Below are 15,995 nucleotides of genomic sequence, written 5' to 3'. Positions count from 1 at the left end.
GTGATTCCATTTCTCTTGGTTCTCAGCAAACAGTTCCGGACTTTTTCGGCCCGACACACCACGGCGCGGTCGAAAAAGTCCGGAACTGATTTAGAGGGATGTCTTAGATTGCGAAGCCGAGGGCGCGCATCATGTCGCGCCCGTCGTCGGTGATCCGCTCGGGACCCCACGGCGGCATCCACACCCAGTTGATGCGGAAGGCTTCCACGATGCCGTCCAGGCTCTCAGCGGTCTGCTCCTCGAGCACGTCGGTGAGCGGGCAGCCGGCGCTGGTCAGCGTCATCGAGATGATGAGGGCGTTGTTCTCCTCATCGAAGGCGAGGTCGTAGATCAGGCCCAGGTCGACGACGTTGATCCCGAGTTCGGGATCCATGACGTTCTTCAGCGCCTCCTCGACCTGGTCGAAGAGCGCCGGGCTCAGCGTGGCGGGCATGATGCGATTGTACCTCTCGGTTTTCAGGCCTCGGCCAGCTCGGCTGCCGAAGCGGACGCGGGCTCGGGGGCGTCGACGTAACGGTCGTAGCCCTCCTCCTCCAGGCGGTCGGCGAGCTCGGGGCCACCCTGCTCCGCGACCCGGCCGGCGACGAAGACGTGCACGAAGTCCGGCTTGATGTAGCGCAGGATGCGCGTGTAGTGCGTGATGAGCAGGATGCCGAGGCCGGTGTTGGTCTTGGCGCGGTTGACGCCCTCGGACACGACCTTCAGCGCATCCACGTCGAGGCCGGAGTCGGTCTCGTCGAGCACGGCGAACTTCGGCTTCAGCAGTTCGAGCTGGAGGATCTCGTTGCGCTTCTTCTCGCCGCCCGAGAAGCCCTCGTTGACGTTGCGCTCGGCGAAGGAGGAGTCCATGCGCAGCGCGTTCATCGACTCGCGGACATCCTTCACCCAGGTGCGGATGGACGGCGCCTCGCCCTCGATCGCGGTCTTCGCGGTGCGGAGGAAGTTCGTGTTGGTCACGCCCGGGATCTCGACCGGGTACTGCATCGCGAGGAAGAGGCCGGCGCGGGCACGCTGGTCGACCGTCATGGCGAGCACGTCTTCACCGTCGAGCGTGATGGTGCCCTGGGTGACCGTGTACTTCGGGTGACCGGCGATCGTGTACGCCAGGGTCGACTTGCCGGAGCCGTTCGGGCCCATGATCGCGTGGATCTCACCCTCGTTGATGGTGAGGTCGACGCCGTTCAGGATGGGCTTGACGCCCTGGTCCGTCTCGACGGTGACGTGGAGGTCGCGGATCTCGAGGACTGACATGATTACTGGTTCTCTTTCGTAACGCTGGAGTCGATGTAGACGTCTCCGTCGATGATCTCGACGGGAAAGACGGGGACCGGCTCGTAGGCCGGGAGGTTGAGGGGCTTGCCGGTGACCAGCGAGAACTGCGACCCGTGGGCCCAGCACTCGAGCGTCTCGTCCTCGACGAAGCCCTCGGACAGCGAGATCTCGCCGTGGGTGCAGGTGTCGCCGATGGCGTGGATGGTGCCCGCGGAGTCTTTGACGACGGCGATGGGGACACCGTCGACCACGACGCGGGTGGCCTGGTTCTCGACCAGTTCCGTGACCGCGGCGACGCGCTGCCCCGCCATCAGCGCTCGGCCCCGGCGGACGGGGTCGGCGCTGAGGACGGAGCCGACACGGCGGAGGAGGACGCTGTGACCGTCGACGACTGGAGCTCGTCCTCGATCTTCGCCTGCAGGCGCTCCTGGAGCGCCGGCGACCCGATCTGCTGCACGATCTCGGAGAGGAACCCGCGGACGATGAGGCGACGCGCCTCCTCCTCCGGGATGCCGCGCGACTGCAGGTAGAACAGCTGCTCGTCGTCGAACCGGCCGGTGGCGCTGGCGTGGCCGGCGCCGACGATGTCGCCGGTCTCGATCTCGAGGTTCGGCACCGAGTCGGCGCGGGCGCCGTCGGTGAGCACGAGGTTGCGGTTCTGCTCGTAGGTGTCGGTGCCGACGGCCTTCGGGCCGATCAGCACATCCCCGATCCACACCGTGCGGGCGCCCTGGCCCTGCAGCGCGCCCTTGTAGGTCACGCGGCTGCGGGTCTCGGGGCCGTCGTGGTGGACGTAGACCTGCTGCTCGAGGTGCTGCGACGCGTCGGCGAAGTAGGCACCGAGCAGTTCCGCGTCGGCGCGCGCACCGGAGAGGTGGGCGGACGGGTTCAGGCGAACGACGCCGCCGCCGAGGGTGACCGCGACGTGCTTGATGCGCGCGCCCTCGCCGATCTCGGCGAAGTGGGCGGCCACGTGGATGGCGTCGTCGTCCCACTCCTGTAGCGAGACGACCGTGAGGTCGGAGTCTGCACCGAGCAGGAACTCGACGTTCTCGGTGAGGTGCGCGGCTCCGGTGTTCTGCAGGATCAGTGTCGCGACGGCGCCCGCGGCGACCTCCACGACGGTGTGCGCCGCGCGGGCGGCGCCGCCGAGGGCGGAACGCGTGAGCGTCACCTCGCGGTGGTCGCCGCTGAGGTTCTCACCGATGCTGATCAGCAGCGCCTGCTCGAACGCGGTCCACGCGTTCGCGGACGCGCGGTCCTCGGGGATGCCGGCTGAGCCGATGCGGGCGTCGTCGCGACCCAGCCACGCGGTGGTCACACCGGGCGCCGTCGTCACGTCGTACACGTACGGCGAGCCGTCCAGGTCGCCCGAGATGAGCTCCTGGATGCGCGCCACCGGCGTGTACTTCCACATCGGCTCCCGACCGGTCACCGCGGGGAAGTCCGAGACCTCCGTCGAGGTGAACCGCTCGGCGCGGCTCTGTACGGGGACGGGCGCGCGCAGGTGCTTTGGGGCGGGGGCGGCCGGGTCGGTCGTCGTCGTCTCGATCTGCGTCATCCGACAGAGCCTTCCATGCCCATCTCGATGAGCTTGTTGAGTTCGAGTGCGTACTCCATGGGGAGTTCACGGGCGATCGGCTCGATGAAGCCGCGGACGATCATGGCCATGGCCTCGTCCTCCGGGAGTCCGCGGGACATCAGGTAGAACAGCTGCTCCTCGCTCACGCGCGACACGGTCGCCTCGTGGCCGAGCTGCACGTCGTCCACCCGGATGTCGATCGCCGGGTACGTGTCGGAGCGCGAGATCGTGTCGACCAGCAGCGCGTCGCAACGCACGGTGTTCGCGGAGTGGTGCGCTGCCGCGTCCACCCGCACCTCACCGCGGTAGCCGGCTCGCCCTCCGCCGCGGGCGATCGACTTGGAGACGATCGACGACTGCGTGTACGGCGCCATGTGGATCATCTTCGCGCCGGCGTCCTGGTGCTGGCCGGGGCCGGCGAACGCGACGGACAGGGTCTCACCCTTGGCGTGCTCCCCCATCAGGTAGATCGACGGGTACTTCATCGTCACCTTGGAGCCGATGTTGCCGTCGATCCACTCCATGGTGGCGCCCTCGGCCGCGGTCGCCCGCTTGGTCACGAGGTTGTAGACGTTGTTCGACCAGTTCTGGATGGTCGTGTAGCGCACCCGGGCGTTCTTCTTGACGATGATCTCGACGACCGCGGAGTGCAGCGAGTCGGACTTGTAGATCGGCGCCGTGCAACCCTCGATGTAGTGCACGTAGCTGCCCTCGTCGGCGATGATCAGCGTGCGCTCGAACTGGCCCATGTTCTCGGTGTTGATGCGGAAGTAGGCCTGCAGCGGGATCTCGACGTGCACGCCCTTCGGCACGTAGACGAACGAACCGCCCGACCAGACGGCCGTGTTCAGCGCGGCGAACTTGTTGTCACCGGAGGGGATGACGGTGCCGAAGTACTCCTCGAAGATCTCCGGGTGCTCGCGCAGGGCGGTGTCGGTGTCGAGGAAGATGACCCCCTGCTGCTCGAGGTCTTCGCGGATCTGGTGGTAGACGACCTCGGACTCGTACTGCGCCGCGACGCCGGCCACGAGGCGCTGACGCTCCGCCTCCGGGATGCCGAGCTTCTCGTACGTGTTGCGGATGTCCTCCGGGAGGTCTTCCCAGCTCTGCGCCTGCTTCTCGGTGGAGCGGACGAAGTACTTGATGTTGTCGAAGTCGATCTCCGAGAGGTCGGCGCCCCAGGTGGGCATCGGCTTCCGCTCGAAGAGCTGGAGGGCCTTGAGGCGACGCTGCAGCATCCACTCGGGCTCGTTCTTCAGTGCGGAGATGTCTTTCACCACCTGCGGTGAGAGCCCGCGACGCGCGGAAGAGCCCGCCGCGTCGGAATCGGCCCAGCCGAACTCGTACTGCCCCAAAGAGGCGAGCTCTGGCCGATCGATCAGGATGTCTGACATATCTACCTCGTTTCCTTCCACTCGTAACCGGATATCAGTCCGGCTCATTCCCTCTCCAGACGCACGGCTCATGCCGGTCGACTGGAGAGTCCTGATTGCGCGGGTGGCGGTGTGCGTACCAACACGTGCGTACCTAAACTGTCCGTGGAGACGGGCCACGATGCCCCGGCCACGGCCGGAGAATCCGACCGCGCGCACGCGCTGCAAGGCGCGTTCCTCGAACCCACCAATTCTACAGGTGCGGCGCGGTATTAGTAGAGGCGCGCCTGCGCATTGCCCGAGTATCCGCATCCGGAACCGCCGAACAGACCCGAGGAAGCCCCCGAACCATGAAGCGCATCATCGCCTGGCTGCCGGACCGCATCGACAGGCGGACGCGGGTCGTCGCATGGATCTACCTGGCCGCCCAGATCCTGCTCGTCGCGACGGGCGGGGCGGTGCGGCTCACCGGCAGCGGACTCGGATGCCCGACCTGGCCGAAGTGCACGGCCGACTCCCTGGTGAACACGCCCGAGATGGGCATCCACGGCGTGATCGAGTTCGGCAACCGGATGCTGGGCGGCGTGCTCGCGATTCTCGCGATCATCGCCTTCCTGCAGGTCGTGAAGCTCTACCGATCACGCTCCGATCTGTTCTGGCTGACGCTCATCGCCGGGCTCGGTGTCCCCTTCCAGGCGATCCTGGGCGGGATCACGGTGCTCACCGGGCTCACCTGGTGGGTCGTCGGCATCCACTTCGTCACCTCTATCGTGCTCGTCGCCCTCACCACGTCGTACCTCGTCCGGCTCTATGCCGTGCCCGGCGCACGCTATCGGGCGGTTCCCGGCTGGTACGCGGGCGTCGCCTACCTGACGAGCGTCGTCGTCGTGCTGACCATCCTGGTCGGCATCGTCACGACCGGCGCAGGTCCGCACGCGGGCGATCAGAACACCCCCCGCAGTGGCCTGAACCCGGAGATCCTGCAGCACGTTCACGCCATCCCTGCGTACGTCACCTTCGCGCTGACCATCCTGCTCGTCGTCGCCGCATTCCGGGTCGGCGGGCCGGCGCTTCGCCGTTTCACGCAGTACCTGCTCGCCGTCGAGCTGCTGCAGATCGCCGTCGGGCTGATTCAGGCGAACACCGGACTGCCCGGGGTGCTCGTCGGCATCCACATGACGCTGGCCGCGCTGCTGGCGAGCACCATGACCGCGGTCGTGCTCGCGCTGTACGAGCCGGTCGTTGCTGCGGTGGACGCCGACTCAGCCGCCGACGTCGTCGCGGCGTAAGGAGCCGACGCGCGCCTCGAGCGCCTCGCCGTGCAGGCTCACGATCGTCCGTAGGTCATCGCTGAAGTCGAAACCGGCCGACTCGCCGAGCCGCCTGCTCGCCTCGTTGCCGGGCACGTACTCCCAGTTCAGCCGATCGAAGCCGAGCCCGGCAGGGTCGAGCGCGTACCGCGTCACCGCGCCCAGCGCCTCCCGCATGTAGCCACGGCCGCGCGCCCACGGGCCCGACCAGCAGCCGAGGGAGGCGGAACCGGCGCGTTCGTCCTTCCGTACCTCCAGGGCGCCGAGCATCCGGCCGCCGGCGAGCCCAGCATCCGGGGCGCCTTCCCGCCCGTGCAGCGCCCACACGATGTACCGCCTGCTGGCGACGCCGTGCGGGCAGTAGCTGCGGACGAAGAACTCCGCGCTCTCGCGGGTGTACGGCGCAGGAAGCGGCACCCAGCGCTGGGTCTCGGCGTCCTGGCAGGCTTCGATCACGTCCGGGATGTCGTCGTCCGTCGGCGCGTCGAGCACCAGGCGCGGTGTCACCAGCCGCGTCGTCAGCAACTGCGCTGTCATGCGCACATGCTAGGGGCCCCGCGGCCTTTCCGGCACGGCTTTCCTGCGAAGGCCGATCGAGCGGAGCCTAGAACGGCAGCAGCGGGTCGATCGCGACCGCGAGGAAGATCAGCGTCAGGTAGGCGATCGAGCCGTGGAACACGCGCATCGGCGACACCGTCTCGTGGCGGATGGCCAGGTTGTAGAGCCGGTGCGACTCGTAGATGAACCAGCCGCCGGCGACCAGCGAGACCGCGGTGTAGACGAGGCCCATGTGCGCCACCGGGATCAGCAGCAGCGAGCAGGCGACCATCGCCCAGGCGTACAGGATGACCTGCAGGCCGACGACGGCACGGCCCCGCACCACGGCCAGCATCGGCACGCCCGCCTCCTGGTAGTCGGAGCGGTACTTCATCGACAGCGGCCAGTAGTGCGGCGGCGTCCAAAGGAAGATGATCCCGAACAGGATGAACGGCGCCCAGTCGAGCGAGCCGGTCACCGCCGCCCAGCCGATCAGCACGGGCATGCAGCCGGCGACGCCGCCCCAGACGATATTCTGCGGGGTTCGGCGCTTGAGGATCAGCGTGTAGAAGACGACGTAGAGCAGGATGGCCGCGACCGACAGCGCCGCTGCCAGCCAGTTCGTGAAGAAACCGAGCACCAGCACGGACGCGATGCCGAGCGCCCACGCGAACACGAGAGCCTCGCGGTCGGAGAGTTCGCCCGTCACGAGCGGCCGGTTCTTGGTGCGGCGCATCACGCGGTCGATGTCGCGGTCGATGTAGCAGTTGAACGCGCCAGCGGACCCGGCGCTCATGTAGCCGCCGACCACGGTCGCGAGCACCAGCCAGAGGTTGGGGATGCCGTGCGCGGCGAGGATCATCGTCGGGACCGTGGTGACCAGCAGCAGCTCGACGACACGCGGTTTGGTGAGGGAGATGTACGCCTTCACCTTGCGAGCGGCGCCGATGCGGCCCGGTGCGACACGGCTCTCTACAGCGACGTCCATTGCTCCTCGTGTGTGCTCGGCGGATGGGTGCGGGACCCCGGGCAAGTCTACGACACGTAGAGGTGCCGCCGGGCGGATACGCCGTGTACGCCTCTGGCACAACCGTCTGGGGGAACACCCCACGTTTCGTGCGTGTTACCTATACTTGGAGATGCTCGCCAGCCGAGGCCCCGCGGGGCCCGGCGCCGATGACGTCCACGGCGCGCACTACCTCAACCGGTGCGGGTTCCCTACGACGACCCTCACCATTTCTACGAAGGGTCAGTTTTCACGTGGCAGCACTGCAGTGGGATCCCATTGACAACAAGGCAGTAGACACGGCTCGCGTCCTCGCGGCCGACGCGGTGGAGAAGGTGGGCAACGGGCATCCCGGCACCGCCATGAGCCTCGCCCCCGCCGCCTACCTGCTCTTCCAGAAGGTGATGCGCCGCGACCCGCGCGACCAGCACTGGCTGGGGCGCGACCGCTTCATCCTCTCGGCGGGCCACTCCTCGCTGACCCAGTACGTCCAGCTGTATCTGGGCGGCTACGGGCTCGAGCTCGACGACCTCAAGGCGCTCCGCACCTGGGGCTCCCTCACCCCCGGCCACCCCGAGTACGGACACACCGACGGCGTGGAGATCACCACCGGACCACTCGGTCAGGGCATCTCCTCCGCCGTCGGTTTTGCATATGCGCAGCGTTTCGAGCGCGGACTCTTCGACCCGGATGCCGCTCCCGGCACCAGCCCGTTCGACCACCACGTGTACGTGATCGCCTCCGACGGCGACCTCGAGGAGGGCATCAGCTCCGAGGCGTCGTCGCTCGCCGGCCACCAGGAGCTCGGCAACCTGATCGCGATCTACGACAGCAACCAGATCTCCATCGAGGACGACACCGACATCGCCTTCACGGAGGACGTCAAGGCGCGCTACGAGGCGTACCACTGGCACGTCCAGGTCGTCGACTGGAAGAAGACGGGCGTCTACGAGGAGGACGTGCAGGAGCTGCACCAGGCCATCGTCAACGCCCAGGAGGTGACGGACAAGCCGTCGCTCATCATCCTGAAGACGATCATCGGCTGGCCGTCGCCGAAGAAGCAGAACACCGGCAAGATCCATGGATCGGCCCTCGGCGCCGACGAGCTGCGCGCCGTCAAGGAGGTGCTCGGCTTCGACCCCGACCAGACCTTCGAGGTCGCCGAAGAGGTCATCGAGCACACCCGCAAGGCGATCGACCGGGGTGCCGAGGAGCACGCCGAATGGCAGAAGGGCTTCGACGCCTGGGCCGAGGCGAACCCCGAGCGCAAGCAGCTGCTCGACCGTCTGCTCTCGGGCGCGGTCCCGGAGGAGCTCGAGAGCGCCCTCCCGGTGTTCGAGCCCGGCAAGGACGTGTCCACCCGCGCTGCGAGCGGCAAGGTGATCAACGCGATCGCCGGCGTCATGCCCGAGCTGTGGGGTGGCTCCGCCGACCTGGCCGAGTCGAACAACACCACCATCGAGGGCGCCGCATCCTTCGTGCCGGCCGAGCGGTCGACGCACGAGTGGACCGGCAACCCGTACGGCCGGGTGCTGCACTTCGGCATCCGCGAGCACGCGATGGCCGCGATCCTCAACGGGATCGTGCTGCACGGACCGACGCGTCCGTTCGGCGGCACCTTCCTGATCTTCAGCGACTACCAGCGCCCCGCGATCCGTCTGGCCTCTCTCATGCAGGTGCCGTCGATCTTCGTCTGGACGCACGACTCGGTCGCCCTGGGTGAGGACGGCCCGACGCACCAGCCGATCGAGCAGCTCTCGACGCTCCGCGCCATCCCGAACCTCGCGGTCGTCCGCCCGGGCGACGCCAACGAGGTCGCCTACGCGTGGAAGACCATCCTCGAGCGCCGCAACGGCCCGGCCGGCATCGCGCTGACGCGCCAGAACATCCCGGTGTTCGAGCGCGGCGAGGGCGACGCCGAGGGCGACACCCTCGCGTCGGCCAAGAACGTGTCGAAGGGCGCGTACATTCTGGCCGAAGCGCCGGGCGGCACGCCCGACGTGATCTTCATCGCCACCGGCTCCGAGGTGCAGATCGCCCTCGAGGCCCGCGAGGAGCTGCGCGGCGAAGGGATCAACGCCCGCGTCGTCTCCGCTCCGAGCCTCGAATGGTTCGCCGAGCAGCCCGCCGAGTACCGCGAGAAGGTGCTCCCCAGCGACATCAAGGCCCGCGTCTCCATCGAGGCCGGCCTGGCGCTCGCCTGGGACAAGATCGTCGGCGACCACGGCCGCAGCGTGTCGATCGAGCACTTCGGTGCGTCGGCCGACTACAAGACGCTGTTCCGCGAGTTCGGTATGACCACCGAGCACGCCGTGTCCGCCGCCAAGGAATCGCTCGCGTCGCTCTGACCGCTGAGCACAAGAGGAGATAAGAGAAAATGACCGACACCACTTCTACTACCGAAACCCCCACCGCAGCCCTCTCGGCTGCCGGCGTCAGCATCTGGCTGGACGACCTCTCGCGTGAGCGCATCAACTCCGGGAGCCTGGTCGACCTCATCGCCCAGAAGAACGTGGTCGGCGTGACCACCAACCCGACCATCTTCGCGGCCGCCCTCTCCAAGGGCGAGGCGTACGACGAGCAGGTCCGCCAGCTCGCCGCCGCCGGCGTGAGCGTCGACGACGCGATCTTCGAGATCACCACCGACGACGTCGCCAACGCGAGCGACATCTTCCACGAGGTCTTCGAACGCTCGAACGGCGTCGACGGTCGCGTGTCCATCGAGGTCGCCCCGGGTCTCGCCCGCGACACCAAGGCCACCATCGAGGCCGCCAAGAAGCTCTCGGACAAGATCCAGAAGCCCAACGTGATGATCAAGATCCCGGCGACGACCGAGGGCCTCGAGGCCATCACCGAGACGATCGCCGCAGGCATCAGCGTCAACGTGACCCTGATCTTCAGCCTGGAGCGCTACCGCGAGGTCATCAACGCGTACCTCACGGGTCTCGAGAAGGCCAAGGAGGCGGGCATCGACCTGTCCGGCATCCACTCGGTCGCCTCGTTCTTCGTCTCGCGCGTCGACACCGAGGTGGACAAGCGCCTCAGCGCCATCGGCACCGACGAGGCCGAGGGCCTCAAGAGCAAGGCCGGCATCGCCAACGCACGCCTCGCCTACGAGGTGTACGAGCAGCAGTTCGCCACCGAGCGCGCCAAGCTCCTGGTCGAGGCCGGAGCGAACGAGCAGCGCCCGCTGTGGGCCTCCACCGGTGTGAAGGACCCGAGCCTGTCCGACACGCTCTACGTCGAGGCCCTCGTCGCCCCGAACGTGGTCAACACCATGCCCGAGAAGACGCTCGACGCGACCTTCGACCACGGCAACATCACCGGCGACACGGTCACCGGCACCTACGCCGAGTCGAACGACGTGCTCAACAAGCTGGCCGACCTCGGCATCTCCTACGACGATGTCACCGAGACCCTCGAGCGCGAGGGCGTCGACAAGTTCGTCGTGTCGTGGGGCGAGCTCGTCGAGACCGTGAAGAACGCCCTCGAGGGAGCAGCCAAGTGACGTTCCGCATCCACGTCACGGGCCCGGCCGCCGAGGCCGTCCGCACCGTCGTCCCGCAGCTCGTCGCCGACAGGGTGGCGTCCGGTATCGCGGCGCAGGAGCCGGCCCTCTGGGGGCCGGAGGCCGAGCCCGAGGCGAGCAAGCGCCTCGGCTGGACCGAAGCGGTCGCCATCTCACGTCCCCTGGTTCCGGAGATCGTCGCCCTGCGCGACGAGCTCCGCGCCAAGGGCGTGAACCACATCGCCCTGGCCGGCATGGGCGGCTCGTCGCTCGCGCCGGAGGTCATCACCCGGACGGACGAGGCCGAGCTGACCGTGCTCGACTCGACCGACCCGGGCCAGGTGCTCTCGGCGCTCCGCGACCGGCTCCAGGCCACCGCGCTGGTCGTCTCGTCCAAGTCGGGCTCGACGCTCGAGACGGACAGCCAGCGCCGGGTCTACGAGAAGTGGTTCCAGGATGCCGGCATCGACCCGCGCGAGCGCATCGTCGTCGTCACAGACCCGGGCTCGCCGCTCGACCAGTCGGCGCGCGAGGCCGGCTACCGCGTCTTCAACGCCGACCCGAATGTCGGCGGACGCTACTCGGCGCTGACCGCATTCGGTCTGGTCCCGTCGGGCCTCGCCGGAGTCGACCTCGACGCGCTGCTCGACGAGGCGGACGCCACGCAGATCGAGCTCGCGGTCGACAACCAGCAGAACCCGGGCCTCGTGCTCGGCGCCGCCATCGCCGGCACGAGCCCGCTGAAGGACAAGCTGGGCATCGTCGCCGACGGGACGCACATCGTCGGCTTCGCCGACTGGGCCGAGCAGCTGATCGCCGAGTCCACCGGAAAGAACGGCACGGGGCTCCTCCCCGTCGTGCTCGACAAGCTCGCCCCCGAGCTCGAGTCGAAGCCGGCCGACCTGCAGGTCGTGCGTCTCGTCGCCAACGCCGAGGCCCACCACCTGTTCCCGGCGGACCGCCACGAGGGCGAGATCCTCGTCTCGGGAAGCCTCGGCGCCCAGCTCATCGTCTGGGAGTACGCCGTCGCGGTCGCTGGTCGTCTGCTCGGCATCAACCCGTTCGACCAGCCCGACGTGGAGGCCGCCAAGGTCGCCGCCCGCTCGCTGCTGGACAACCGTCCTGAGCCCGTCGCCCCCGCGTTCACCGCGGGCGGCATCGAAGTGCGCACGACAGGTTCGTTCCTCGGCGCTGCGACGACGCTCGACGCGGCAGTGGATGCGCTCCTCGCGCAGCTCGGTCCCGACGGCTACGTCGCGGTGCAGGCCTACGTCGACCGGCTCGCCCTCCCCCAGCTCGCGGGCATCCGCGACCTGCTGGCGGCGAAGGCCGGCCGTCCGGTCACCTTCGGCTGGGGTCCGCGGTTCCTGCACTCCACCGGTCAGTTCCACAAGGGCGGCCCGGCTGTCGGCGTGTTCCTGCAGCTCACCGCGACGCCGTCGGAGGACCTCGAGATCCCCGGCCGTCCCTTCACCTTCGGGCAGCTCATCCAGGCCCAGGCCGCCGGCGACGCAAGCGTCCTCGGCGAGCACGGCCGCCCGGTGCTCACGTTGACCCTCACGAACCCCGAGGCGGATGTCGTCTCGCTGTTCGAGGCCGTCAACTGAAGCCGTCGATAAAGGAGAACAGTCACTTGTCACCGGTGGAGATCACCCCGGAGTTCAACCCGTTGCGGTTGCCCTCCGACCGTCGTCTCAATCGCATCGCGGGGCCCAGCAGCCTCATCATCTTCGGAGTGACAGGCGACCTGTCCCGCAAGAAGCTGATGCCCGCGGTGTACGACCTCGCGAACCGCGGCCTCCTGCCGCCCGGGTTCTCCCTCGTCGGCTTCGCCCGGCGTGACTGGGAGGACCAGGACTTCGAGAAGGTCGTCTACGACGCGGTCAAGCAGTACGCACGCACGCCGTTCGACGATGACGTGTGGCAGCAGCTCGCGCAGGGCATCCGCTTCGTTCCAGGGGAGTTCGACGACGACGACGCGTTCCAGCGCCTGAAGCAGACGGTCGAAGACCTGGATGCCGAACGCGGCACGATGGGGAACCACGCGTTCTACCTGTCGATCCCGCCGAAGGCGTTCCCGATCGTCACCGAGCAGCTCAAGCGGTCCGGTCTCGCCGACCAGTCCGGCGAGGGCTGGCGGCGCGTCGTCATCGAGAAGCCGTTCGGTCACGACCTGCAGTCGGCGCGCGAGCTGAACGCCGTGGTCGAGACGGTCTTCCCGCCGGACTCGGTGTTCCGCATCGACCACTACCTCGGCAAAGAGACGGTTCAGAACATCCTGGCGCTGCGCTTCGCCAATGAGCTGTACGAGCCGATCTGGAACGCCAACTACGTCGACCACGTGCAGATCACCATGGCCGAGGACATCGGAGTGGGCGGCCGTGCCGGCTACTATGACGGCATCGGAGCGGCGCGCGACGTCATCCAGAACCACCTGCTGCAGCTCCTCGCGCTCACCGCGATGGAGGAGCCCATCTCGTTCAACGCCGCAGACCTGCGCGCCGAGAAGGAGAAGGTGCTCGCTGCGGTCCGTCTGCCCAAGGACCTCGCGAAGTCGACCGCCCGCGGGCAGTACGGCAGCGGCTGGCAGGGCGGCGAGAAGGTCGTCGGCTTCCTGGAGGAGGACGGGATGAATCCCCAGTCCACCACCGAGACCTACGCCGCGATCAAGCTGGAGATCGGCACCCGCCGCTGGGCGGGCGTCCCGTTCTACCTCCGCGCGGGCAAGCGCCTCGGCCGCCGCGTCACCGAGATCGCGGTCGTCTTCAAGCGCGCGCCGCAGCAGCTCTTCGCGGAGTCGCAGACCAGCGCGCTCGGCCAGAACGCACTCGTCATCCGGGTGCAGCCCGACGAGGGTGTGACCATCCGCTTCGGCTCGAAGGTCCCGGGCGCCGGCATGCAGGTGCGCGACGTGAGCATGGACTTCGGCTACGGGCACGCCTTCACCGAGGCGAGCCCCGAGGCGTACGAGCGGCTCATCCTGGATGTGCTGCTCGGCGACCCGCCGCTGTTCCCCCGCCACGAGGAGGTCGAGCTCTCCTGGAAGATCCTCGACCCGATCGAGGACTTCTGGGCCACGCAGGGCCAGCCCGAGCAGTACCGCCCCGGAACCTGGGGCCCGAAATCGGCCGACGAGCTCCTCGAGCGCGACGGCCGGGTCTGGAGGCGTCCATGATCGTCGACCTTCCCGCGACGACCGTCAGCAACATCTCGAAGGCGCTGGTCAAGATCCGCGAAGAGGGCGGCGCCGTCGCCCTCGGGCGCGTGCTCACCCTGATCATCGCCACCCACCTCGGGCAGGAGGAGGAGGCCATCGAGGCCGCCAACGACGCCTCCCGCGAGCACCCGATGCGCGTCATCGTGGTGTCCACCGAGGAGGACCGGGAGCACAAGGGCGGCGAAGCCCGCCTCGACGCCCAGATCCGGGTCGGCGGCGACGCCGGCGCGAGCGAGGTCATCGTCCTCCGCGCCTACGGCGAGACGGCGAGCGACGAGGAGGGACTGGTCACCGGCCTGCTCCTTCCCGACGCCCCCGTCGTCGTCTGGTGGCCTGGGATCGCGCCCGAGAAGGCATCCACCTCGCCGCTGGGCCGCATCGCGACCCGTCGGATCACGGATGCCTCGGCTCAGCTGAACCCGCAGGAGTTCCTGTTCCACCTGGGGAAGACGTACGCCCCCGGCGACACGGACTTCGCCTGGACGCGGCTCACCCTGTGGCGGGCGCAGCTCGCCGCGGTGCTCGACCAGCCGCCGTACGAGCCGATTACAGCCGTCGACGTGGCGGGTGCCTCCGACTCCCCCTCGACCCTGCTCCTCGCCGCCTGGCTGCGACTGCAGCTGCAGGTGCCCGTGCAGTACGACCTCGCCTCGCGCGCGATCGGCTCCGGCGGCATCCACGGCGTCAAGATGTCGCGCGCCACCGGCGACATCGAGCTCCAGCGCGAGATCCCTAACGTCGCCCGCCTGTCGCAGCCGGGCCAGCCCACCCACGACCTCTCCCTGCCACGCCGCAACCTGCGGGACTGCCTGGCCGAGGAACTGCGTAGGCTGGACCCGGACGACCTCTACGGTGAGGTGATCACGAAGGGTCTCGCACTACTGGAGACCTCTGACGAAGGAGCAGGCGCCAGGGCATGACGAACGAACGGCGGGTGCTCGTCCACCCGGACAAGGAGGCCCTGACGGCGTCGGTCGCCGCGCGCTTCCTCACCAAGACGATCGACATCCTCGACGATCTCGGCGGCGCCAACATCGCGCTGACCGGAGGCACGATGGGCATCGCAGTGCTGGAGGCGGTCAACTCCTCCCCCGCTCGCGACACCATCGACTGGTCGAGGGTGCACTTCTGGTGGGGCGACGAGCGGTTCGTGCCGCGGGACGACCCGGACCGCAACGAGCGCCAGGCCCGGGAGGCCCTGCTCGACCACATCGCGGTTCCTCCGGAGAACATCCACCCGTTCCCGTCGTCGGACGAGGTATCGGACATCGACGAGGCCGCTCGCCTGTATGCGGCCGAGCTGGAGGCGTTCGGCACGGACGGCGCGCCGTTCCCGAAGTTCGACATCACCTTCCTCGGCGTGGGACCGGACGGGCACATCGCCTCCCTGTTCCCGGACCGCCCCGGCATCCGCGAGACGGAGAAGACGGTGATCGCCGAGCGCGAGTCGCCCAAGCCTCCGCCGGCGCGCCTGAGCCTCACCCGCCCGGTGCTGAACGCATCCGACCGGATCTGGCTGGTGCTTGCCGGCAGCGACAAGGCGAGCGCTCTCGGGCTCGCCCTCGCCGGCGCGAGCTTCACCGAGGTTCCGGTGGCAGGCGCCAAGGGCCGCAAGCGCACCGTGTTCTTCGTGGACAAGGAAGCCTCGGTCGACGTGCCCGAGAACCTCATCGCACCCAGCTACTGACCCGCTCCCGAAGCGTCGTCAGCCGCGCGCAGGGCGCGCCGGTGAGTGGTCCGCGACTGCGGATCGCCAGCCGGTCGCGCCCTGCTTCGGCGATGCGGCGGTCGAACGCATGCGTCAGCAGGTGCAGGTAGAACGCCAGCAACCGCGCCGTCTCGTCCCGGACCTCTGCGTCACGGCCCGAGAGTTCCAGGTCGTCGACCCAGCGCTGCAACTCGGCGAATCGAATGCGCAGGTGCAGGGCGAGGCGTGCGTCTCCGGCCGTGGGCGGCGATCCGTCTTCGGCCCGAGTGAGAACCTGCTCCGCGCGGCCGGCGGCGACCACCGCCTCCTCGAGTAGGGCGAGCAGGCTCACCCGGCCCACCGTCTCTCCGAGCGCTCCCGGAACGCCTGGTGGTTCCTGTGGCGACCCGCGCATCCCTGGCCCCTCTCGTCTGGGACGCAGTGTAGCCCGGCAGCCGCGCGAAAAGGCCGCCCACCCGGAGGTGGACGGCCTGTTCGACGCG

The 15,995-nt window shown here is 68.5% G+C and carries 15 protein-coding genes; 7 read left to right on the top strand and 8 right to left on the bottom strand.

Annotation, left to right across the window (positions count from 1 at the left end):
- Positions 1-103 precede the first annotated feature (103 nt).
- From AB4Z18_RS07885 to sufB, 5 genes are read right to left on the bottom strand one after another with little or no spacing between them, the layout of a single operon-like run.
- On the bottom strand, positions 104-433 hold the full coding sequence (locus AB4Z18_RS07885) for a metal-sulfur cluster assembly factor (RefSeq protein WP_285116646.1): 330 nt from the start codon (positions 431-433) through the stop codon (positions 104-106).
- A 23-nt stretch (positions 434-456) separates the two neighbouring features.
- Entirely contained in the window at positions 457-1,251 is a 795-nt protein-coding gene (gene sufC / locus AB4Z18_RS07880) for a Fe-S cluster assembly ATPase SufC (RefSeq protein ID WP_441782130.1), read from the bottom strand.
- 2 nt (positions 1,252-1,253) lie between these two features.
- Complete coding sequence (locus AB4Z18_RS07875; RefSeq protein ID WP_441782129.1) at positions 1,254-1,583, bottom strand: non-heme iron oxygenase ferredoxin subunit; 330 nt, start codon at positions 1,581-1,583, stop codon at positions 1,254-1,256.
- The gene (gene sufD, locus AB4Z18_RS07870) at positions 1,583-2,833 is read right to left on the bottom strand and encodes a Fe-S cluster assembly protein SufD (protein WP_441782128.1); all 1,251 of its coding nucleotides are present in this window, start codon (positions 2,831-2,833) and stop codon (positions 1,583-1,585) included. The genes AB4Z18_RS07875 and sufD overlap by 1 nt, the downstream gene beginning before the upstream one ends.
- Positions 2,830-4,248 carry a Fe-S cluster assembly protein SufB gene (sufB, locus tag AB4Z18_RS07865; RefSeq protein ID WP_441782127.1) on the bottom strand — a complete coding sequence of 473 codons (1,419 nt, stop codon included), beginning with the start codon at positions 4,246-4,248 and terminating at the stop codon, positions 2,830-2,832. Before sufB ends, sufD begins: the two co-directional genes overlap by 4 nt.
- Positions 4,249-4,577: 329 nt before the next feature.
- On the opposite strand from sufB, the gene AB4Z18_RS07860 reads away from it, so the two are divergent.
- Positions 4,578-5,516 (top strand): COX15/CtaA family protein, encoded by a 939-nt coding sequence (locus tag AB4Z18_RS07860; protein WP_441782126.1) that lies wholly within the window; start codon positions 4,578-4,580, stop codon positions 5,514-5,516.
- On the opposite strand, the gene AB4Z18_RS07855 is transcribed toward AB4Z18_RS07860, so the two are convergent.
- Complete coding sequence (locus AB4Z18_RS07855) at positions 5,490-6,074, bottom strand: GNAT family N-acetyltransferase (protein ID WP_441782125.1); 585 nt, start codon at positions 6,072-6,074, stop codon at positions 5,490-5,492. The two genes, AB4Z18_RS07860 and AB4Z18_RS07855, sit on opposite strands and share 27 nt — an antisense overlap.
- 67 nt (positions 6,075-6,141) lie before the next feature.
- Positions 6,142-7,062: a heme o synthase gene (locus AB4Z18_RS07850; RefSeq protein WP_441782124.1), complete on the bottom strand. Its 921-nt coding sequence runs from the start codon at positions 7,060-7,062 to the stop codon at positions 6,142-6,144.
- A 272-nt stretch (positions 7,063-7,334) separates the two neighbouring features.
- Between AB4Z18_RS07850 and tkt the strand changes: the two genes are divergently transcribed.
- The 6 genes from tkt to pgl are packed head-to-tail and all read left to right on the top strand — an operon-like array spanning position 7,335 to position 15,492.
- Positions 7,335-9,428 carry a transketolase gene (gene tkt / locus AB4Z18_RS07845; RefSeq protein ID WP_441782123.1) on the top strand — a complete coding sequence of 698 codons (2,094 nt, stop codon included), beginning with the start codon at positions 7,335-7,337 and terminating at the stop codon, positions 9,426-9,428.
- A 29-nt stretch (positions 9,429-9,457) separates the two neighbouring features.
- Positions 9,458-10,588: a transaldolase gene (gene tal / locus AB4Z18_RS07840; protein ID WP_441782122.1), complete on the top strand. Its 1,131-nt coding sequence runs from the start codon at positions 9,458-9,460 to the stop codon at positions 10,586-10,588.
- Positions 10,585-12,195, top strand: a complete 1,611-nt coding sequence (locus AB4Z18_RS07835; RefSeq protein WP_441782121.1) for a glucose-6-phosphate isomerase — start codon at positions 10,585-10,587, stop codon at positions 12,193-12,195. The genes tal and AB4Z18_RS07835 overlap by 4 nt, the downstream gene beginning before the upstream one ends.
- A gap of 26 nt (positions 12,196-12,221) precedes the next feature.
- Positions 12,222-13,763 (top strand): glucose-6-phosphate dehydrogenase, encoded by a 1,542-nt coding sequence (zwf, locus tag AB4Z18_RS07830; protein ID WP_441782120.1) that lies wholly within the window; start codon positions 12,222-12,224, stop codon positions 13,761-13,763.
- Positions 13,760-14,725, top strand: coding sequence for a glucose-6-phosphate dehydrogenase assembly protein OpcA (locus AB4Z18_RS07825; protein ID WP_441782119.1), 966 nt, complete (start codon positions 13,760-13,762; stop codon positions 14,723-14,725). The genes zwf and AB4Z18_RS07825 overlap by 4 nt, the downstream gene beginning before the upstream one ends.
- Positions 14,722-15,492 carry a 6-phosphogluconolactonase gene (gene pgl / locus AB4Z18_RS07820; RefSeq protein ID WP_441782118.1) on the top strand — a complete coding sequence of 257 codons (771 nt, stop codon included), beginning with the start codon at positions 14,722-14,724 and terminating at the stop codon, positions 15,490-15,492. Before AB4Z18_RS07825 ends, pgl begins: the two co-directional genes overlap by 4 nt.
- Here the strand turns inward: pgl and AB4Z18_RS07815 are convergent.
- Positions 15,473-15,844 (bottom strand): hypothetical protein, encoded by a 372-nt coding sequence (locus AB4Z18_RS07815; protein WP_441782117.1) that lies wholly within the window; start codon positions 15,842-15,844, stop codon positions 15,473-15,475. The genes pgl and AB4Z18_RS07815 overlap by 20 nt on opposite strands.
- Between the last annotated feature and the right edge of the window lie 151 nt (positions 15,845-15,995).

Origin of the sequence: Leifsonia sp. 2TAF2, from assembly GCF_052115085.1 — a bacterium.
Lineage (GTDB): Bacteria > Actinomycetota > Actinomycetes > Actinomycetales > Microbacteriaceae > Leifsonia.
The sequence above is the reverse complement of the archived record's forward strand: the minus strand, read 5'-3'. Positions and strand labels throughout refer to the sequence as shown.